Source organism: Sphingobacterium yanglingense, assembly GCF_004363245.1.
In the GTDB taxonomy this organism is placed as follows: Bacteria; Bacteroidota; Bacteroidia; order Sphingobacteriales; family Sphingobacteriaceae; genus Sphingobacterium; species Sphingobacterium yanglingense.
On the sequence record NZ_SNYV01000020.1, the window covers coordinates 43,939 to 63,477 of the forward strand.

The following is a 19,539-nucleotide window of genomic DNA, read 5'->3' on the forward strand; positions in this document are numbered from 1 at the left end:
AAAGGCTGATTCATACTAAAGAATCAGCCCTTCTCCTATATTATATTACTACGACTAAGAAGTTTTTAATTTCTTCTGTATGTCCTGTACGTATGTTTTAAATTTCTTATCCGTTTCGATCAAATCTTCTACTGTCTGACAAGCGTAGATTACGGTAGAGTGATCTCTTCCTCCGAAGAAACTCCCAATCGACTTCAAAGAGGACTTGGTATGATTTTTAGCCAGATACATTGATATTTGGCGAGCCTGTACTATTTCTCTCTTACGTACCTTAGATTTAACCATTTCTACAGGAACTTCAAAATACTCACATACCAATTTCTGAATATACTCCATCGAGATCTCCTTGTGGGTATTTTTCACAAAGTTCTTTAGCATCGATTTTGCCAAGTTCAGATCTATTTCTTTTTTGTTTAATGTAGATTGAGCCAATAATGAAACTAGAGCACCTTCTAATTCACGCACACTATTATCAATCTGTGTCGCTACGTACTCTACAACATTCTCAGGTAATTCTATACCATCAGAGTACATTTTCTTTTTTAGAATTGCTATTCTAGTCTCTAAATCTGGAGCTTGTATATCGGCAGATAATCCCCATTTGAAACGGCTTAAAAGACGCTCCTCTAACCCAGAAAGATCTTTTGGTGCCTTATCCGAAGTCAGAATAATTTGTTTTCCTGATTGGTGTAAATGATTGAACACGTGGAAAAATATATCCTGTGTTTTTTCCTTTCCTGCAAAATTATGGACATCATCCATAATAATAACATCCATTGCCTGATAGAAGTTTACAAAATCATTGATAGTATTATTCTTCAAGGAATCTACAAACTGTTGACAGAATTTCTCACAAGAAAGATATATAACTAGCTTATCTGGCAAGTTCCTTTTTATCTCATTACCGATTGCCTGTATCAAATGCGTCTTACCTAATCCCACATCTCCATACAACATCAAAGGATTAAATGAGGTACCACCAGGTTTATTGGCCACTGCATAACCAGCTGATCTAGCTAATCGATTACATTCACCTTCCACAAAATTCTCAAACGTATAGTTCTGATTCAGCTGTGGGTCAACCTGCAATTTCTTTAGTCCAGGTATGACAAATGGATTCTTAATATTTTTATTTAGAGCGACAGGAACTGGGATAGATTGTCTCTTAGCTTCAGCCCCGTTGCCATTCGAAGGTAGATTTGTCGTATAAGGTATATTAGTAGAAGATTTCTCTACTACGATATTATACTCTAACCTTCCTTGTTCGCCTAAAAATTTCTTTACAGTCTTACGAAGAATACCCACATAGTGCTCTTCCAACCACTCATAAAAAAACAAACTCGGTACTTGAATAGTTAAAACGTTTCCCTCCAAACGAATAGCCTTCACAGGCTCGAACCATGTCTTGAAACTCTGCGCCGGAATGTTATCTTTTATGACCTGAAGACAATTATTCCAAACACCTGTATACGTTTTTTCCATTCTTAAATTGTTAATAACTTGATAACCAATTAATGATAAAATAATTGTTTATAACTTTCGCTCTCAACGAAGATGACAAAAATTTCTGAGGTAAAAAAATCAAAAACCAAAAAAAACAATAATAACTAATACACAGCGAGTTATGTCATTTTTAAAGCTGTTTTAACTATAATATTTACGTCAAATTATACTTTTCCACACGGGCATCTGTTAGCAAGAATAGGTTGCTATTTTCGAAAAAAAATAGATTGCGGATTGAAAATTGTGGAAAACTTTACGCTCCAATAATTAGTCATTTTCTCCTTTATACACCGCAAAAAATAAGCCACAAATACTTGTGGCTTAATCAATTTAAAAATATAATTTTATTTTGTCCTTATTTTAACCGACCATAGTCTTTGTTGGTTGCGATTGCATTAGTTTTCTACACACTTCTATCACCGCGTTGGCATCATAATTACACAGTCTCCAGAGTTCTGGTTGCTCACCATGATCCACAATCTCATCAGGAATACCTAATCGTACAAGATTTGCTGTATAGCCATGATCCGCCATAAACTCAAGCACTGCCGAACCAAATCCTCCGGGCAATACCCCATCTTCTATAGTTATTACCTTCTTAAATTTTGAAAATACTTCGTGTAATAAACCCTCATCAATTGGCTTCACAAATCGAATATCATAATGAGCAGGATATATCCCTTCCTCGTTCAGTGCATGAAAAGCCTTCGATACCTCATTACCTACATGGCCTAAACTAAGAATAGCGACTTCCTCGCCATCGACTAACTTACGCCCTTTTCCTATTTCCAAAGCCCTAAATGGACGCTTCCAATCCGCCATTACTCCCGATCCACGTGGATACCTAATTACAAATGGTCCCATATTCTCCAATTGAGCCGTGTACATCATATTACGCAACTCCTCTTCGTTCATAGGCGCTGCTATCGTCATATTAGGAATACAGCGCATAAATGCAATATCATATGCTCCATGATGTGTTGGTCCATCAGCTCCTACTAATCCCGCCCTGTCTAGACAGAATACTACATTTAGATTTTGTAAAGCAACGTCATGTATTACTTGATCATAGGCCCGTTGCATAAACGAAGAGTAAATATTACAAAACGGTACTAAACCTTGCGTTGCCAACCCAGCACTAAAAGTTACAGCATGCTGTTCTGCAATCCCGACATCGAATGCTCTATCTGGCATTGCATTCATCATAATGTTCATAGACGAACCGCTTGGCATTGCTGGCGTAATTCCCATTATCCGACTATTACTTTCAGCTAGTTCTACCAAAGTATGCCCGAATACATCTTGGTACTTTGGTGGCTGAGGCTTATCATGCGTGGATTTCTTGATTTCGCCTGTTATCTTATCAAATAGTCCAGGAGCATGCCATTTCGTCTGATCTTTCTCTGCGAGAGCATACCCTTTTCCCTTCATTGTAACCACATGTAACAACTTTGGTCCATTGATATGCTTCAAATCCTCTAAAGTTTTAACCAATTTATTGACGTCATGCCCATCGACAGGTCCAAAATATCTAAAATTAAGTGATTCGAACAGATTAGAATTTTTTAACAACGTTCCCTTAATACTTTGCTCCAACTTTTTAGCCCATCCGTATGCGTCAGGACCATTCTTAGAAATCTTAGCCAATACAGCGATAAGGTCATCTCTGAATCTATTATAGCTTTTAGAAGTAGTAATACTTGTTAGGTATTCCTTCATCGCCCCCACATTGGGATCAATAGACATACAATTGTCATTTAATATCACCAAGAGATTCGATTTCTCAATACCAGCATGATTAAGGGCTTCAAAAGCCATTCCTCCGGTCAAAGCGCCATCACCTATTATTGCTACATGTTGCCTATCTGTTTCCCCTTTATAAGCTGATGCTACAGCCATTCCCAAAGCTGCAGAAATGGAGGTTGATGAATGTCCGACCCCAAAGGCATCATACTCACTCTCGCTGCGCTTAGGAAATCCAGATATTCCACCTAAGACACGATTCGTATGAAAAGAATCACGTCTGCCTGTCAATATCTTATGCCCATAAGCTTGATGTCCCACATCAAATATAATCTGGTCATAAGGGGTATTCAATACATAATGTAATGCTACGGTCAGTTCGACCACGCCCAAGCTAGCCGCAAAGTGCCCTCCATTGACAGAAACAATATCAATAATGTACTGTCTGAGCTCTTTACATACTTCTTCCAATTCACTATCTTTTAGATTACGTAAATCAGACGGAAATTGAATTCCTTTTAAAAGTGCTCCTGCTTCTACCTGCATACCAAAAAAATTTCAAAATAAGATACAAAGTAACAATTAATTCCATAAACTATCTACAATTATTTAGAGAATTAGTTTTGTCTGTAAAATATACCAGAGATGTTTTTCTAAAACATAAATATTAACTTTCAAATGTCTATTTTTGAGATTGTATATGGATGCGACAAACTACGAAATAAAACTGGAACAATTTGAAGGTCCCTTTGACCTTTTATTGTTCTTTATCGAACGCGATGAATTGAACATCCACGATATTCCTATTTCTAGAATTACAGATGACTTTTTGGATTATATCCAGAAGATGCAATCCTTAAACATAGAATTAGCTTCCGAATTCATTTTTGTTGCCTCGACCCTGATGCGTATTAAGGCAAAAATGTTACTTCCTCGTCCTGATTTAGATGGAAATGAAAATGAAGTAGATCTAAAGGAACAACTTGTTCAGAAACTTATCCTCTACAAACAATTCAAGGATGTCTGTGAATCATTAAAAGTTTTGGAAACGGACCGCGAAAAACTACACCATCGCGCCAATATTTCCTATGATCTAAAACACACCCAGCGACAGACAACCGAAGAAGAACTCGCATCTTTCGATTTATACAAACTGATGATGGTATATGAAAAGATGATGTTTCATTTTACCCACAGGGTAATGCCTGTGACACATACCGTTGTCAAATTCCCTTATACAATCGAACAGCAAAAGAAAGCCATAGCTGAACTCATTGAGCTCAATAAGAAACTGGATTTCCAACATATCCTCAAACACTCAGAGAATAGAGTACAGTTTGTTTTCAATTTCTTAGCTATATTAGAGATGTTGCAACAAAAACTATTAGAGATAGAGATTGGTGCAGGCTATAATAGCTTTTCTATAGAAAGGAAAGATCCAAATGCTGTCGATCAAGTCATCGAAGAAGAGGAAGCTAATTAGCCTCTCTTCAGATTATCCAATACCTCTTTCAAATAGGTAAACTGATCTTGTGCCGGAATTGATTTTATAGCTCGTAAAGACTTTATACCTTCTTTCAAGGCACGAACAGATTTATTTTCGAAGCTTCCAATCAATATATCCAATTCTTTCCTATCCAAAACACCATCTACAAGCCCTAGATCTCGAGCCCGTTCAAAATCAAAATATTCTGTATCCAGACATAATTGTAGTACCTGCTTTTCGGACATGATCTTTAGTAAACTAGCCATCACCTGAAACGGAAATATACCAAGGTCCAATTCCGGCAATCTAAACTTCACATCTGGAGTAGCAAATACATAAGTACACCCCAAAGCTATCAAAAAACCTCCCGCTATTACATTTCCTTCCATAATAGCTATCGAAGGTTTATACAACCTCTCAAATACCTCGCCCAGGGATATATTTTCATTTATAATGGTAGGATTTACGTCATCCAGTCCAGCATCTTCAAAAGTCTTTAAATCCATCCCTGCACAAAACACAGGTCCTTCAGCTTCGATGAGTACCACTTTAATAGCATCGTCTCCATTTACTTTTTGAAACACATGATGTATCTCATTGACCATGGTAGGAGTAAAAGCATTTCGCTTACCAGGTCTGGCCAATACCACTTTACAGATATAACGGTCTATTTCAACCTTGATATATTTATACTCTCCCATGTTCAATCATCGTTTGAAATGCATCCATAAGCGCAACACGCTGTTCTATATTTCCCTTTTTGAATCTGTCTAATAATAATTCCATTGGAATATTCCCAACCAAATCATCTTTAGCAAATGGACAACCTCCATACCCTAATAATGCTCCCTCAAAACGTCTGCATCCAGCATTATACCCAGCTTCGACTTTTAGTAGGGCTTCTTCAATCCTAGCGTGTAGATGTAAACTTAATTCAGCATTAGGAAACTGCATGGCGACTTGACGATATAGACTAGCAACGGCATCTACAGAAGCTTCCGAAGTCGTATCAGCGATAGAAAATCTATTTACCCCTAGATTTGATAGACGATCCATCCATTCTATAACTAAATCTTCATGCCACAGATCACCATAAGGATTCCCAAATGCCATAGAAATATAGACGACAAGTTCCTGTTTATTACTTTGCATCAGATCACAGATACGTTTTACACGTTCTAAAGACTCATAAACAGACGAATTAGCATTACGTTGCTGAAATGTTTCCGAAATAGAAAATGGATATCCCAAATAATCTATTCTGTCTAGTCCAGAAGCAACTTGCGCCCCCCTTTCATTGGCAACTATTGCCAACAGCTTAGCCTTTCCCTTATCCAATCCCTCTAAGACTTCTACCGTATCCTTCAATTGGGGCACAGCTTTTGGCGATACAAAGCTTCCAAAATCGATATACTCGAATAACCCTGAAGCTAGTAATTGATTAATATAGGTGATTTTCTTTTCTGTAGGAATAAAATCACCTATACCTTGTATTGCATCTCTAGGACATTCTACTAATTTTATTTCCGAACTATTTGACATCTTTTCGTATTTCGCGTGCGATTACCATTTTCTGTATCGCGCTAGTTCCTTCACCGATTGTACATAGTTTGGCATCCCGAAAGAATTTTTCAGCGGGAAAATCTTTTGTAAATCCATATCCACCATGTATCTGTACGGACTCATTACTTGCTTCCACGGCAACCTCTGATGCGTAAAGCTTAGCCATAGCACCTTCTTTTGTTACTTTTTGATGCGTATCTTTCAAATAACCGGCCTGTCTAATCAATAACTCTGAAGCTTCAATCTTCGTTGCCATATCGGCTAATTTAAATGAAACATCCTGAAAATCAAATATTTTTTGATTAAACTGTTCCCTTTCATTCGAGTATTGCAATGCACATTCGTAAGCACCGCGCGCTATTCCCAAAGACAATGCAGCGATAGAAATACGACCTCCGTCCAGCAACTTTAGTGCCTGTACAAAACCATTGCCTACTTCTCCTATAACCTGATCTTTGTGAACTCTACAATTATCAAAGAACAAACTTGCTGTCTCCGATGCCCGCATTCCCAATTTATCTATCTTCTTACCTGCAGTAAATCCAGGTGTTCCTTTTTCAATAATAAAAGCCGTCATTCCATGTTTATCTCCCTTCTCACCGGTACGGACAATAACTACTGCTACATCTGCGCTTATTGCATGTGTAATAAAAATTTTGGAACCATTTATCACCCAATAATCACCATCTTGAACAGCCACGGTAGTCATTCCACCTGCGTCGGACCCCGATCCTGTTTCTGTCAGTCCCCAGGCACCGATCCATTCTGCTGTAGCTAATTTTGGCAAATATTTTTCTTTTTGTTCTTCACTTGCAAAAGAAAGAATATGATTGGTACATAACGAATTATGTGCTGCTACGGAAAGTCCTATAGAACCACATACCTTAGATATTTCATCCAAAATAGTGATATACTCCTGATAAGTAAGTCCCGCACCATGATACTTTTCTGGTACTAGAATTCCCATAAAACCATAATCACCCATTTTCTTAAAAAGCTCTACAGGAAAATATTGCTTTTCATCCCACTCCATCACAAAAGGTTTGATGTGCGTTTTTGCAAATTCACGTGCGCTCTCACGTATCATTACCATTTGCTCGGTATCCTTCGCATTATACATAATGAAATTTTACTTATGTTTATATTCAGTTTATAATTATTATTACAAATATCAAAAAAAACAAATAATATTTTACGATATTTATAAAAATAATTCAAATGACCTTTTGTAAATATTAAATTAATAATCCATAGCATATGGAAAAACTTCTTGAAATATTAAAAGAAAAAACTGAAAAACTTTATTTAGGGGGCGGTTTAGATAAAATCCAAAAACACAAAGAAAAAGGAAAATTCACCGCTTGGGAACGTATAAAATATTTACTGGATCCTGATAGTCCTTATACAGAAATAGGAGCTTTTGCTGGAGATAATATGTATCAAGATGATGGAGGCTGTCCAAATGGAGGTGTAGCTATTGTCATGGGATATATACAAAAAAGACTATGTGTTATTGTTTCTAATGATGCTACTGTAAAAGCAGGTGCATGGTTTCCTATAACGGGCAAAAAGAATCTTAGAGCACAAGAAATAGCAATGGAAAACCACCTTCCCATTATTTACTTAGTAGATTCTGCGGGTGTATATCTTCCGATGCAAGACGAGATATTTCCAGACAAAGAGCATTTTGGTCGAATTTTCAGAAACAACGCAAAGATTTCAGCAATGGGTATTCCACAGATATCTGCCATTATGGGATCATGTGTGGCGGGCGGGGCTTATTTACCCATAATGTCCGATTATGCACTTATTGTAGAGGGGACAGGCTCTGTTTTTCTGGCCGGTTCTTACCTTGTTAGGTCCTCTATCGGCGAAGTCATTGACAACGAAAGCTTAGGAGGGGCCACCACCCACTCTGAGATATCAGGTGTAACTGACAATAAATATCCAGATGATGAAAGTTGTTTAGACGCTATCAAAAAAATAGTGGATAAGTTCGGAGATACCCCGAAAGCAGGGTTTTCAAGAATAGCATCCCAATTACCCCTCTTACCAGCTGAGGCCGTCTATAAAAATCTTCCAGAAGATAGACTCAAGCCTTATAATATGCTCCAGTTACTGGATTCTATCGTAGACAAAGGCTCACTTGAAGAATATAAAAAAGATTATGGCAAGACTATAATCTGTGCCTTAGCCCGAATAGATGGATGGGCAGTAGGCATAGTTGCCAATCAAAGAGAAATCGTCAAAGCAAAGAAACCGGGAGGCACACAAGAAATGCAAATGGGGGGTGTCATCTACTCCGATTCTGCAGATAAATCCGCTAGGTTCATCATGAACTGTAACCAACAGAAAATTCCTTTGGTATTCTTTCAGGATGTAACAGGATTTATGGTAGGTTCCCGGTCAGAGCAGGGGGGGATCATCAAGGACGGAGCTAAGATGGTCAATGCAATGGCCAATTCCGTTGTTCCAAAATTTACGTTTATAATAGGAAATAGCTATGGTGCAGGAAACTACGCCATGTGTGGTAAGGCATATGATCCTAGGTTGATATATGCTTGGCCTACTGCCCAGATGGCTGTCATGAGTGGTGCTTCAGCAGGTAAAACATTACTACAGATTCAAGAAGCGGCCTTAAAAGGAAAGGGAATACAGCTGTCCGAAAGTGAAAAAAACAAGTTACTTTCAGAGATAGAACAAAAATATAATGAACAACTAAGTCCTTATTACGCAGCAGCTCGACTTTGGGTAGATGGTGTCATAGATCCCAAAGAGACCAGAAAAATCATCAGTATGGGTATTGAAGCTGCAAACAATAATCCAGATATACCAAAATACAATGTAGGGGTTATACAGACCTGATCAAAGATATTCATTAGGGCTGGTTTTCAGCCCTAATGAGTATTATAGATAGCAATATATTCAGCTAAAGACTCTGGATTACGCATTATATCAGTCGACACGACTTTACTTATCTCTTTACCCGAAAATATCTTCTTGATAGGAAGCTCTAGCTTTTTACCACTCAACGTATACGGTATATCAGAAACAGGGTAAATAGAATCAGGTACATGTCTTGGACTATATTGTGCCCTCAACGTTCGCTTTATCATATCCCTTAACTCCTCATCAAACCCCATCTTTTCTTCCATCTGTACAAATAGTAACATCGTCGAAGACCCATTTTCATAATCTATACAGATTACCAAGCTATCTTTTATCGGTGTTAGGCTATTCACTGCATTATAGATCTCTGCAGTACCTATACGTACACCACCCCGATTTAGTGTAGCATCCGACCTACCATAGATTACCACTCCTTCATCATTTATTTTTATCCAATCACCATGGCTCCATACCGATGGAAAACGATCGAAATAACTTTCATGATATTTTATATTATCTATATCATTCCAAAAATAAAGCGGCATAGAAGGCATAGGCTTTCGGATTACCAGTTCACCTACCTCATCGTATACGGCTACTCCTTCATCATTAAACGCAACTATATCAGCCCCTAATGTTCGACACTGCAACATACCTGCATATACTGGTAGGGTTGGACTTCCCGACAAAAAGGCTGAACAAACATCAGTCCCTCCGCTCAAAGAAACAATATGTACATCTGGAAATTTACGTTGCAAATCTTCAAAAGTAGCTATGGGTAGAGGAGACCCCGTAGAACCGATAACCTTCGGTGCATAATCTACTATTTCGACCCCTTCTAATGAGGTAAAATAAACAGCTCCTGCTCCAAGGTGATCGACCTGTGCTCTTTTTAAAAATGTCCAAAAGGTAAGGTGCTTATTATGGTTAATAATACCATCAAACAAGCAAAGAGTAGCCCCACATAAGAGAGATGACAATGCATAGTTCCACATCATCCAACCCGTTGTCGTATACCAAAGAAAATTCTCTCCATTCTGCACATTTTGATGTAATACTAAAGCCTTAAAATGTTCAAGAAGATTGCCACCAGTACTGTGTGTAATCGCCTTAGGTTTTCCTGTTGTGCCAGAAGAATACAATATCCAAATTGGATGAGCAAATGGAACGCGTACAAAAGTTAATTGCTTTGGTACATAACCGAATATAATTTTCTTCCAATCGTCTTCATAAACCTGTACAATAGCCGAAAGATCAGTTAGATCTGACTTCAACCGCTCCAATGTTTCTAATTTAGAAAATATCCTTTCATTGTACTGGTAAGAAGTCTCTATGAATAATACCTTGGGTTTAATTTGGGTAAAACGTTCAGAAATGCTTACATCTCCAAAGTCAGGTGAACAGCAGGACCAGATAGCCCCTAATGAATTGACTGCCAGAAATATAGCTATAGATTCTATCGTATTATTCAATACAGCTGCTACACGGTCACCTTTTTCCACACCTTTTTCCACAAGAAACTGTTGAATCCGGCTGACCATTTCACTTAATTCTTCCCAGGAAACCTCCTCGTAGCCTATCGATTCGCTAGCAAATTTAAGCGCTGGCCTTTCTGTGGTCTTTTGCTTGAAAATATGTTCTGCATAACTCAGTTCTACCCCTTCAAACCACTGTGTCTCAATAAAATCAGTAGCACTGCTATCCCAAGACACCCCTTTTTTATACCTACCCGAATAAGATATACGAAAGTAGGAAAACAAGCTAGACCAAAATTCTTCTAAATTATCAATTGACCATTGATGCAATTCATGATAGGAGGAAAATTTTATTCCTTTATCCGATTCTAAAAATTGTTGATAGTGGAAAAGTCCAGACTTATTGATATAATCGGACGATGGTGTCCATAACGCTTTAGTCATATTGTTTATTTTGGCTATAATAATTGCAAAATTAGCAATTTAGGCAACAAAATAAACAATAATACTATATATCGTAATATAAAGAGTCTGCTTTTGACTATTTATTGAAAGCGTTCCATCCCTGAGCCTTTATTTCATGCACATGTCCAGATTTAGATATCATATTACACCCTTCTGCTGTCTCGGTGATATATCCTATTACGGAAATATCCAACTGTCCCTTAATTTTGTCATAGTCAGACTGCGGAACGGTGAATAGAAGCTCGTAATCCTCACCACCACTTAATGCACATACCGTAGGATCCAAACCAAATTCTCGAGCAGTCTCATAAGTCATTGGATCAATAGGGATTTTATCCTCATACAATTTACAGCCTACATTAGAAGCTTTACAAATATGCAATATTTCAGAAGCCAATCCATCCGAAACATCAATCATAGCATGAGGTTTCACGTGCAACGCTTCTAACAACTGGATAACATCTTTCCGTGCTTCTGGTTTCAACTGTCGTTCGATAATATAGTCCTTGCCTTCTAGGTCAGGTTGAATATTAGGATTTTCCAGGTAAATTTGCTTCTCGCGTTCTAACAGCTGCAGACCTACATAAGCCCCTCCCAAATCTCCCGAAACGCATATCAAATCTCCCTCTTTCGCACCTGATCGATAAGCGATTTCATTTTCCTCCGCATAGCCGATACTCGTTACAGAAATGACCAACCCCTGCGCCGACGCTGAGGTATCCCCACCAATCAAGTCAACATTAAATTTTTTGCAAGCTATTAAGGCACCTTCATAGATTTCTTCCACAGCCTCTAAGGGAAATTTCGAAGATAATCCTATTGAAAATGTAATTTGTGAAGCTATACCGTTCATTGCATAAATATCACTGAGATTGACTTGCACAGCTTTGTAGCCCAAGTGTTTTAAGGGAACATAACGCAAGTCAAAGTGAATTCCTTCCAGTAGTAAATCAGTAGAAATCAACGTTTTTTTATTCGCAAAATCTAATACGGCTGCATCATCTCCAATTCCTTTGACCGTTGAAGCCTCCGTTAATTCGACAGCTTGCGTAAGGTGGTGAATTAAACCAAATTCTCCCAACTCACTGATATTTGTTTTGTCTATATTGTCAAACATATTTCTTGCTCGTATTTTTCTTCATCTATTACAGCCCCAGTTGAGCTGATATTTCCAACATTCGTTCGATAGGTTTTTGCGCTCTAGCGATGACATTCTCAGGCAAAACAATCTCAGGTTGCTCATAATAGAGACAATTGTACAATTTCTCCAATGTATTGAGTTTCATATGTGGACAATCATTACACGCACAAGCATTGTTCGGAGGAGCTGGAATAAATTTCTTATTTGGACTGGCTTTTTGCATCTGATGTAAAATGCCCGATTCCGTAGCTACAATATACGTTTGACTAGCGTCTTCTATCGTAAATTTTAACATTCCTGAAGTAGAACCGATATAATCGGCTTGACTTAGTATATGTTCCTCACACTCTGGATGCGCTATAAATTTGGCTCCAGGATTTTCGTTTAGCAATCTTTCAATTTTTTCTTGCGAAAAAATCTCGTGCACCATACATGCACCATTCCATAATACCAAATCCCTACCAGTTTTTTTCTTTACATAATCTCCGAGATTTTTATCCGGTCCAAAAATTATCTTCTGGTCACGTGGCAAACTCTCAACAATCTGAACCGCATTACTTGATGTACATACAATATCTGAAAGCGCCTTTAATTCGGCAGTACAATTCACATAGGTAATCACTAGATGATCTGGATATTGCTCTTTAAATTTAGCAAAGAGATGAGGAGGACAACTATCCGACAACGAGCATCCCGCTTTCAAATCCGGAAGCAGTACTTTTTTACTGGGCGACAGTATTTTAGCAGTTTCTGCCATAAAATGAACCCCTGCAAATACAATCACATCAGCATCTGTTTTTGCAGCCTGTTGCGACAGCCCTAAGCTATCTCCGATATAATCTGCTAGATCCTGTATTTCAGACTCTTGGTAATAATGAGCTAAAATGACAGCATTCTTTTCTTTCTTCAACCGTTTTATTTCTTCGATCAAATCAATACTAGGATCAATAGCGACATCAATAAAGCCTTTGGCTTCTAAGTCTCTCTCAAAAGTAATATTCATCTCTCTTCTTTATTTGTCAATCATTGGAACTAAATCAACATCACAAAAGTAAACAAAGAAATTCAAACGAAATCCACATTCCTTTTTTTCAATAATTAATAATCTATTTTATATAAATCAATCTTATTGTTTATTAGTCTGTGGAAAATGGGGATAAGTGAGTCAAAAATTATTTTATTTTTGAGATAAGGGCGCTTTATCCACAAGTTATCCACAGAATCTTATCGAATATAGTCTGATTTTCAATTAGGTAATTTTAGCGGCTTTATTTTTTCCATATTCAGATGTGAATTTATTTATGTTTACAATTTGTTAATATCTGCTTCATATTTGTAGAATTTTTGGGTTCTGAATGTGTGTATTTATAGGCGATTGTGGAATAATAAAAAGTTTTACAATTTAATTCACTATTTGTTTACACGTTTTCCACATATTTTGTTAATTTGTTAACGTATATAGGTTCTATATTTAAGTTTTTTTTATGTCGGAGAGAAAAGTTGACTTTTTAATAGTAGGCTCGGGTATAGCAGGGTTGAGTTTTGCTTTGAAAGCAGCTAAGTTAGGTAAAGTATTGATAGTCACTAAGTCTAATGAAGACGAGTCCAATACAAAGTATGCCCAGGGAGGTGTAGCGGTCGTTACAGATCATACTGATAGCTTCGAAAAACACATACAGGATACCCTAATTGCGGGGGATGGTCTTTGTAATCCACAGGTTGTGGAAAACGTGATCAAGGAGGGGCCTGCCCGTATAGACGAGCTGATAGCTTATGGGACCTCGTTCGATAGAGAAGATTCAGGTAGTTATGATTTAGCGAAGGAGGGAGGTCATTCTGCGCATAGAATTCTTCATTATAAGGATATTACGGGCTATGAAATTGAGCGTGCGTTACTTGAGAAGATTCATCAGGAACCGAATATAGAGATTCTAACACATTACTTTGCAGTAGATCTCATTACACAGCATCATTTAGGGAAGCATGTGGATAAGAAGTCTGTAGACACCGCTTGTTACGGTATTTACGCTTTCAACACTTTTACTAACAATGTGGAAAAGTTCCTCGCAAAGGTCACACTGATGGCTACTGGTGGAGCTGGTCATGTTTATTCTAGCACTACAAATCCAACTATTGCTACGGGTGATGGCATTGCTATGGTGTATAGGGCCAAAGGAAAGGTTAGGAATATGGAGTTTATACAGTTTCATCCAACTGCTTTATATAATCCGAGCGAATACCCTGCCTTTTTGATTTCAGAGGCTGTGCGTGGTTTTGGAGGTATCTTAAGAAGATGTAATGGCGAATCCTTTATGGAGGAGTATGACGAGCGTGGTTCGCTTGCTCCAAGAGATATAGTCGCTCGAGCTATAGATAGCGAAATGAAGCGGTCTGGGCTAGATTATGTTTATTTGGATATTACGCATCGCAATAAGGCTGATTTGCTTTCACATTTTCCAAATATCTATGAGAAATGTCTTTCGATAGGCTTGGATATGACAAAGGATTTTATACCTGTTACTCCAGCAGCACATTATTTATGTGGAGGCATACTTGTAGACGAGTTTGGTGCTAGTTCAATAGCCAACCTGTATGCTTGTGGAGAATGTGCGTCTACAGGGCTTCATGGAGCTAATAGGCTGGCTTCCAATTCTTTATTAGAGGCCGCAGTGTATGCACATCGCATATTTTTGGATGCAGAAGCCAAGTTCTCGGCTTTGACTTATCAAGAAGCAGTTCCAGACTGGGACGATTCGAATACAAAGCTTTCTAACGAGGATATTTTGGTTACTCATAATCTGCGGGAGACCCAAAAATTTATGAGTGATTATGTAGGTATTGTTCGTTCTGATTTTCGTCTTGATCGAGCTATGCGTCGTTTAGGTTTATTGCATGAAGAAACGGAATCTTTTTATAAAAGGACACGTTTATCGGTGAAACTATGCGAGCTTCGTAACGTTATACAAGTGGCTTATTTGGTTGTCAAGTCTGCCATGAATAGAAAAGAGAGTAGGGGATTACATTTTACAACAGATTATCTTCAGCATGCAGAGCAGTTGGAGGATACAATTTTATAGATTATGGCTACAATTCTCCCAGTTAAAGCGAGTTTTCCATTTATAGGTGATGATACCTATCTTGCGCCTAATAGTACGATTGTGGGTGACGTAACAGTTGGAAAGAACTGTTCCATTTGGTTTAATGCAGTTGTACGCGGAGATGTAAATTATATTAGAATAGGAGATTATTCCAATATTCAGGACAATGTAACTATTCACGGTACCTACGAACGTAATGGTACGGACATTGGATCTTACGTTAATGTAGGGCACAACGCGATAGTTCACGGTTGTACGATAGATAGCCACGTACTTATCGGCATGGGAGCGATCGTAATGGACCAGGCCCATATACAAAGCAACGTAATCATTGCCGCAGGCGCAGTAGTATTAGAAAATACCATCTGTGAGTCTGGTTTTCTTTACGCCGGTGTACCGGCAAAGAAAGTAAAACCATTGACGGAAGATCAACTATCTCTATTGCAGAATCTTCCGCATAATTACGTGATGTATGCCTCTTGGTTTAAGTAATAAAGGGGCTGTATAAAACTAGTTTTGTTCAAATTTTAGCACTACATTTTCGTTTTGCTCCCAGTTCGCACGAATTGTAAATGATTTGTCTAAGTACCAGATTGGTTCAGCCTGTATTTTATTATAGACGTCAGCACCATCCCATCGTTGGTTTTTATTTAAGTCCTTTATGACGCGTAATATGTATTTTCCTCCTGGATACTTTATATAAGCTACTTCATCCGTGTTAGTAATTATTCTACTGTCAAATATTTTTTCTCTTTTTTCATCAGTAAGCTGTACAATGTATTGTATATCAGGTTCTATACCATTTATTTTGAATTTTATATCGCCATAGTTCTCTGATTCATCTAAAGTGAACTTAGTTTTAAACTCTTTGTTAAAATCATCAAAGGGACTTAGAATAGCCTTTTCTTCCAATACAAGTTCATAGTTTTTATTGGCTTTCCAATTGTAGCGGATATGATATAAATTCTGGTTAAGAGTATCCTGTTGAAGTTGGAAGTTACGTCTGGAGGTACTATCTTCCATGAGTATAACCTTAGCTTTATCTATATTTTTAATAGGAAAGAGACTCGTTATCGTCAGATGTTTGATCTTGTCAACTTTACTTCCTATATTGATAACAGGCTCTATAAAGCGTTCGTATTTTTCATTTTTTGATCTTCTTAAGAGGATTGTATCCAGTACCTTTTCTTTATCACTTAACTTGAATTTTATAGAATCAAAGTCCATATTTTTAAGAAATATGAAAGAGGAATCACTGTAATTCGAAAATCGGATTTGTTGATCAGCTATAGGTATATTGGGGTCCATTATTCTGATACTTGCCGAATCAATAGGCTGATTGAAAGTCAGCAATATCCTGCTATTTTTCTCTATTTTCTTTTCAATCGTTCTGAATTTGGTCGGTTTTCCTACGGAGTATTCTATTTTTATGTTTTCTACATCTTTGTTGAGTACTATGCTATCTCCTATAAATCCAATGGCCTCTTCCGGATTGTTGTATATCCTGTCGTTATTTTGCTCTTTTAAAGCATATATTCTATAGGTATCCTCCCTCAGATTTCTAAAAGTGAAGTTCCCTGAAGAATCTACTATGGTGAATATGTTTGCTTTTCGTTTTCCAAATATAGAATCCTGGCGGGTAGGGATGAGTAGTACTTTTACGTCTTTATCTATTTTTTCGTCAAATACTTTAGTATACGCATTTTTTACTGATCCTGTTATTTTTAAAGAATCAAGTTCAGGGCCTGTCGAGAAAACATAGGTGTAGTTTACAATAGGATTTCCTTCATTGTAATCTACTAGACCTTTACCAAAGTTGATAGTATAGGTTGTGTTCTTTTCGAGTGAGTCGGGTAGAAGTATATGTAGGTTTTTTTTCTTCACTTTATACTCAGGTTGCTTGTCCGCGTCTGGGGATATGCTGAATTCTTTAAACTGGTTGTTCAGTTTTATATATTCATCCATTGTCAGAACGATTTCTTTAGCGGCGAAATTTCTGGTGAAGTTTGCAGGCGATTCATTTAGAATTTTTGGTGGAAGTGAATCTTTTGGTCCACCAGTAGGCCGTTGCATGTTTGCGCAGCGAAAAAATGTGAGCGATATAAGGGATATAAAGCCTATTATTATCAATTTTTGGATTAAATGTGTTTTAAGGCGTTTTGACGCAATATTATCTTTAGTGGACTCCAGTATCATAAATTTATAGATAATCTCTTATATCGCTTTATTTTAAGTCGATTTTATATTATATAACCTATTGATATATAGTTAATTAACTCATATGAACCATTAAAACGCTAATATCCGAAGGTGACACCCCAGATATTCGCGAAGCCTGTCCAAGTGTTCTAGGTTTTACCTTGAGTAACTTTTCACGTGCTTCTATCGATAGCGAAGTTAATGAAGAATAATCAAAATTAGGATTAATTTCTTTATCCTCCATTTTTTTCATCTTGTTTACGATCTCTATTTCTTTTTCGAAGTAGCTATCGTATTTTACTTTTATTTCTGCCTGCTCGATTGTTTCTTTATCGTGTTGTTGCAACAGCGCATCGAAGTCTGCATTTGCTTCCGCTATATGTTGGATATTAATTTGCGGACGCGTAAGTACAGCAAACATTTTACTTTTCTGATTCAATGGACTTGAATTTTCTCGCGTTAATATCCCATTCATTTCTTCTGGACTTACCGCGGCTTGCTTCATATAGTTTACGAGCTTATCGGAGTTGTCTATTTTCTCCTGTACTTTTTGTAGTCTTTCGTCAGAGACGAGTCCTAGTTTATGTGCGATAGGAGTGAGCCTGATGTCCGCATTATCTTGTCTTAGCAATAAGCGGTGTTCAGCTCTGGATGTAAACATACGGTACGGTTCTTCGGTACCTTTTGTTACTAGATCATCTATTAGTACACCGATATAGGATTCTGATCTTTTTAGAATAAGCTCATGAAGATCATTTATCTTTTGATGTGCATTTACTCCCGCTACAAAACCTTGGGCTCCGGCTTCTTCGTAACCTGTTGTTCCGTTTATTTGTCCTGCGAAGAATAGATTTTTCACCTTCAATGTTTCTAGGGTTAGATCCAATTGCATAGGAGGGAAATAGTCATATTCTATGGCATATCCGGGTCTGTACATTTTAGCATTTTCAAAACCAGGTATAAGTCGTAACGCTTTTTGCTGTACATCCTCTGGTAGTGAAGTTGAAAAACCGTTGACATATATCTCGACAGTTTGAAATCCTTCTGGCTCTACGAAAATTTGATGTCTATCTCGTTCAGCAAATCTGTTTATTTTATCTTCTATGGATGGACAGTATCTTGGTCCTAGACCTTTGATTCTTCCGGTGAACATTGGAGATTTTTCGAAACCGGTTTTCAATATTTCGTGTACCTTGTCGTTTGTATAGGTTATCCAACAGCAACGTTGTTCTGTAGGTAATGGAACATCGGTAAACGAAAAACGTCCTTTTTCTTCATCGCCCCATTGTTCTTCCATGAGTGCGTAGTTTAAACTTCTTCCGTCTATGCGTGGGGGAGTCCCTGTTTTCATTCTCCCTGATTCGAATCCTAAAGAGACAAGTTGTTCTGTGAGCCCTGTTGCCGATTTTTCTCCGGTACGCCCACCACCAAATTTTTTATCACCAATATGTATTAGGCCGTTCAAAAAAGTTCCATTCGTCAGTATGACAGCATCTGCTTCTATGCGTATACCTAGAGATGTTATCACCCCTTTTGCAGTACCGTTTTCTACAATTACTTCTTTGACGGTATCCTGCCACATATCCAGATTTGGAATAGCTTCGAGTTGTAATCTCCATTCTTCTGCAAAACGCATACGGTCATTTTGCGTTCTTGGACTCCACATTGCTGGTCCTTTGGATTTGTTTAGCATCCGGAATTGAATCGTAGATTTGTCAGCGATGATCCCAGTGTATCCACCCATAGCATCTATTTCTCTTACGATTTGACCTTTTGCTACTCCACCTATTGCAGGATTGCAACTCATTTGGGCTATCACCCCCATATTCATAGTGATTAGTAAGGTAGAGGATCCTAGATTTGCTGCTGCTGCTGCTGCTTCGCACCCTGCGTGACCAGCGCCTACAACAATTACGTTATATTTATTAAACATATTAGTAAGTGATGTTTCACGTGGAACAAGTGTTTATTTTTTTT

The 19,539-nt window shown here is 37.7% G+C and carries 14 protein-coding genes; 4 read left to right on the plus strand and 10 right to left on the minus strand.

The window, feature by feature from the left end; translation table 11 throughout:
* Positions 1-54: 54 nt before the first annotated feature.
* Together dnaA and dxs are read right to left on the minus strand one after the other, a co-directional pair.
* Entirely contained in the window at positions 55-1,482 is a 1,428-nt protein-coding gene (gene dnaA / locus CLV99_RS22530) for a chromosomal replication initiator protein DnaA (protein WP_133586785.1), read from the minus strand.
* A 381-nt stretch (positions 1,483-1,863) separates the two neighbouring features.
* A complete protein-coding gene (gene dxs / locus CLV99_RS22535; protein ID WP_133586786.1) occupies positions 1,864-3,792 on the minus strand; it encodes a 1-deoxy-D-xylulose-5-phosphate synthase in 1,929 nt (642 codons plus the stop codon).
* Between the two features lie 142 nt (positions 3,793-3,934).
* Between dxs and CLV99_RS22540 the strand changes: the two genes are divergently transcribed.
* Positions 3,935-4,729 carry a segregation and condensation protein A gene (locus CLV99_RS22540; RefSeq protein WP_394347259.1) on the plus strand — a complete coding sequence of 265 codons (795 nt, stop codon included), beginning with the start codon at positions 3,935-3,937 and terminating at the stop codon, positions 4,727-4,729.
* Here the strand turns inward: CLV99_RS22540 and CLV99_RS22545 are convergent.
* The 3 genes from CLV99_RS22545 to CLV99_RS22555 are packed head-to-tail and all read right to left on the minus strand — an operon-like array spanning position 4,726 to position 7,415.
* Positions 4,726-5,433 carry an enoyl-CoA hydratase/isomerase family protein gene (locus CLV99_RS22545; protein WP_133586787.1) on the minus strand — a complete coding sequence of 236 codons (708 nt, stop codon included), beginning with the start codon at positions 5,431-5,433 and terminating at the stop codon, positions 4,726-4,728. The genes CLV99_RS22540 and CLV99_RS22545 overlap by 4 nt on opposite strands.
* A complete protein-coding gene (locus tag CLV99_RS22550; RefSeq protein WP_133586788.1) occupies positions 5,420-6,274 on the minus strand; it encodes a beta/alpha barrel domain-containing protein in 855 nt (284 codons plus the stop codon). The genes CLV99_RS22545 and CLV99_RS22550 overlap by 14 nt, the downstream gene beginning before the upstream one ends.
* On the minus strand, positions 6,264-7,415 hold the full coding sequence (locus CLV99_RS22555; protein ID WP_133586789.1) for an acyl-CoA dehydrogenase family protein: 1,152 nt from the start codon (positions 7,413-7,415) through the stop codon (positions 6,264-6,266). Before CLV99_RS22555 ends, CLV99_RS22550 begins: the two co-directional genes overlap by 11 nt.
* 137 nt (positions 7,416-7,552) lie before the next feature.
* On the opposite strand from CLV99_RS22555, the gene CLV99_RS22560 reads away from it, so the two are divergent.
* Positions 7,553-9,160: an acyl-CoA carboxylase subunit beta gene (locus CLV99_RS22560; protein ID WP_133586790.1), complete on the plus strand. Its 1,608-nt coding sequence runs from the start codon at positions 7,553-7,555 to the stop codon at positions 9,158-9,160.
* A 32-nt stretch (positions 9,161-9,192) separates the two neighbouring features.
* Here CLV99_RS22560 and CLV99_RS22565 read toward each other — a convergent pair whose 3' ends face one another.
* From CLV99_RS22565 to nadA, 3 genes are all read right to left on the minus strand, one after another.
* Positions 9,193-11,103, minus strand: a complete 1,911-nt coding sequence (locus CLV99_RS22565; protein WP_133586791.1) for an acetoacetate--CoA ligase — start codon at positions 11,101-11,103, stop codon at positions 9,193-9,195.
* Positions 11,104-11,200: 97 nt separating this feature from the next.
* A complete protein-coding gene (thiL, locus tag CLV99_RS22570) occupies positions 11,201-12,241 on the minus strand; it encodes a thiamine-phosphate kinase (protein WP_133586792.1) in 1,041 nt (346 codons plus the stop codon).
* 28 nt (positions 12,242-12,269) lie between these two features.
* A complete protein-coding gene (gene nadA / locus CLV99_RS22575) occupies positions 12,270-13,268 on the minus strand; it encodes a quinolinate synthase NadA (RefSeq protein WP_133586793.1) in 999 nt (332 codons plus the stop codon).
* Positions 13,269-13,749: 481 nt separating this feature from the next.
* On the opposite strand from nadA, the gene nadB reads away from it, so the two are divergent.
* Positions 13,750-15,342 (plus strand): L-aspartate oxidase, encoded by a 1,593-nt coding sequence (gene nadB / locus CLV99_RS22580; protein WP_133586794.1) that lies wholly within the window; start codon positions 13,750-13,752, stop codon positions 15,340-15,342.
* A gap of 3 nt (positions 15,343-15,345) precedes the next feature.
* Entirely contained in the window at positions 15,346-15,855 is a 510-nt protein-coding gene (locus CLV99_RS22585) for a gamma carbonic anhydrase family protein (protein WP_133586795.1), read from the plus strand.
* 18 nt (positions 15,856-15,873) lie between these two features.
* Here the strand turns inward: CLV99_RS22585 and CLV99_RS22590 are convergent, their stop codons facing one another.
* Both CLV99_RS22590 and mnmG read right to left on the minus strand, forming a co-directional pair.
* A complete protein-coding gene (locus CLV99_RS22590; RefSeq protein ID WP_133586796.1) occupies positions 15,874-17,559 on the minus strand; it encodes an Ig-like domain-containing protein in 1,686 nt (561 codons plus the stop codon).
* A gap of 76 nt (positions 17,560-17,635) precedes the next feature.
* On the minus strand, positions 17,636-19,495 hold the full coding sequence (mnmG, locus tag CLV99_RS22595) for a tRNA uridine-5-carboxymethylaminomethyl(34) synthesis enzyme MnmG (protein ID WP_133586797.1): 1,860 nt from the start codon (positions 19,493-19,495) through the stop codon (positions 17,636-17,638).
* Positions 19,496-19,539 lie beyond the last annotated feature (44 nt).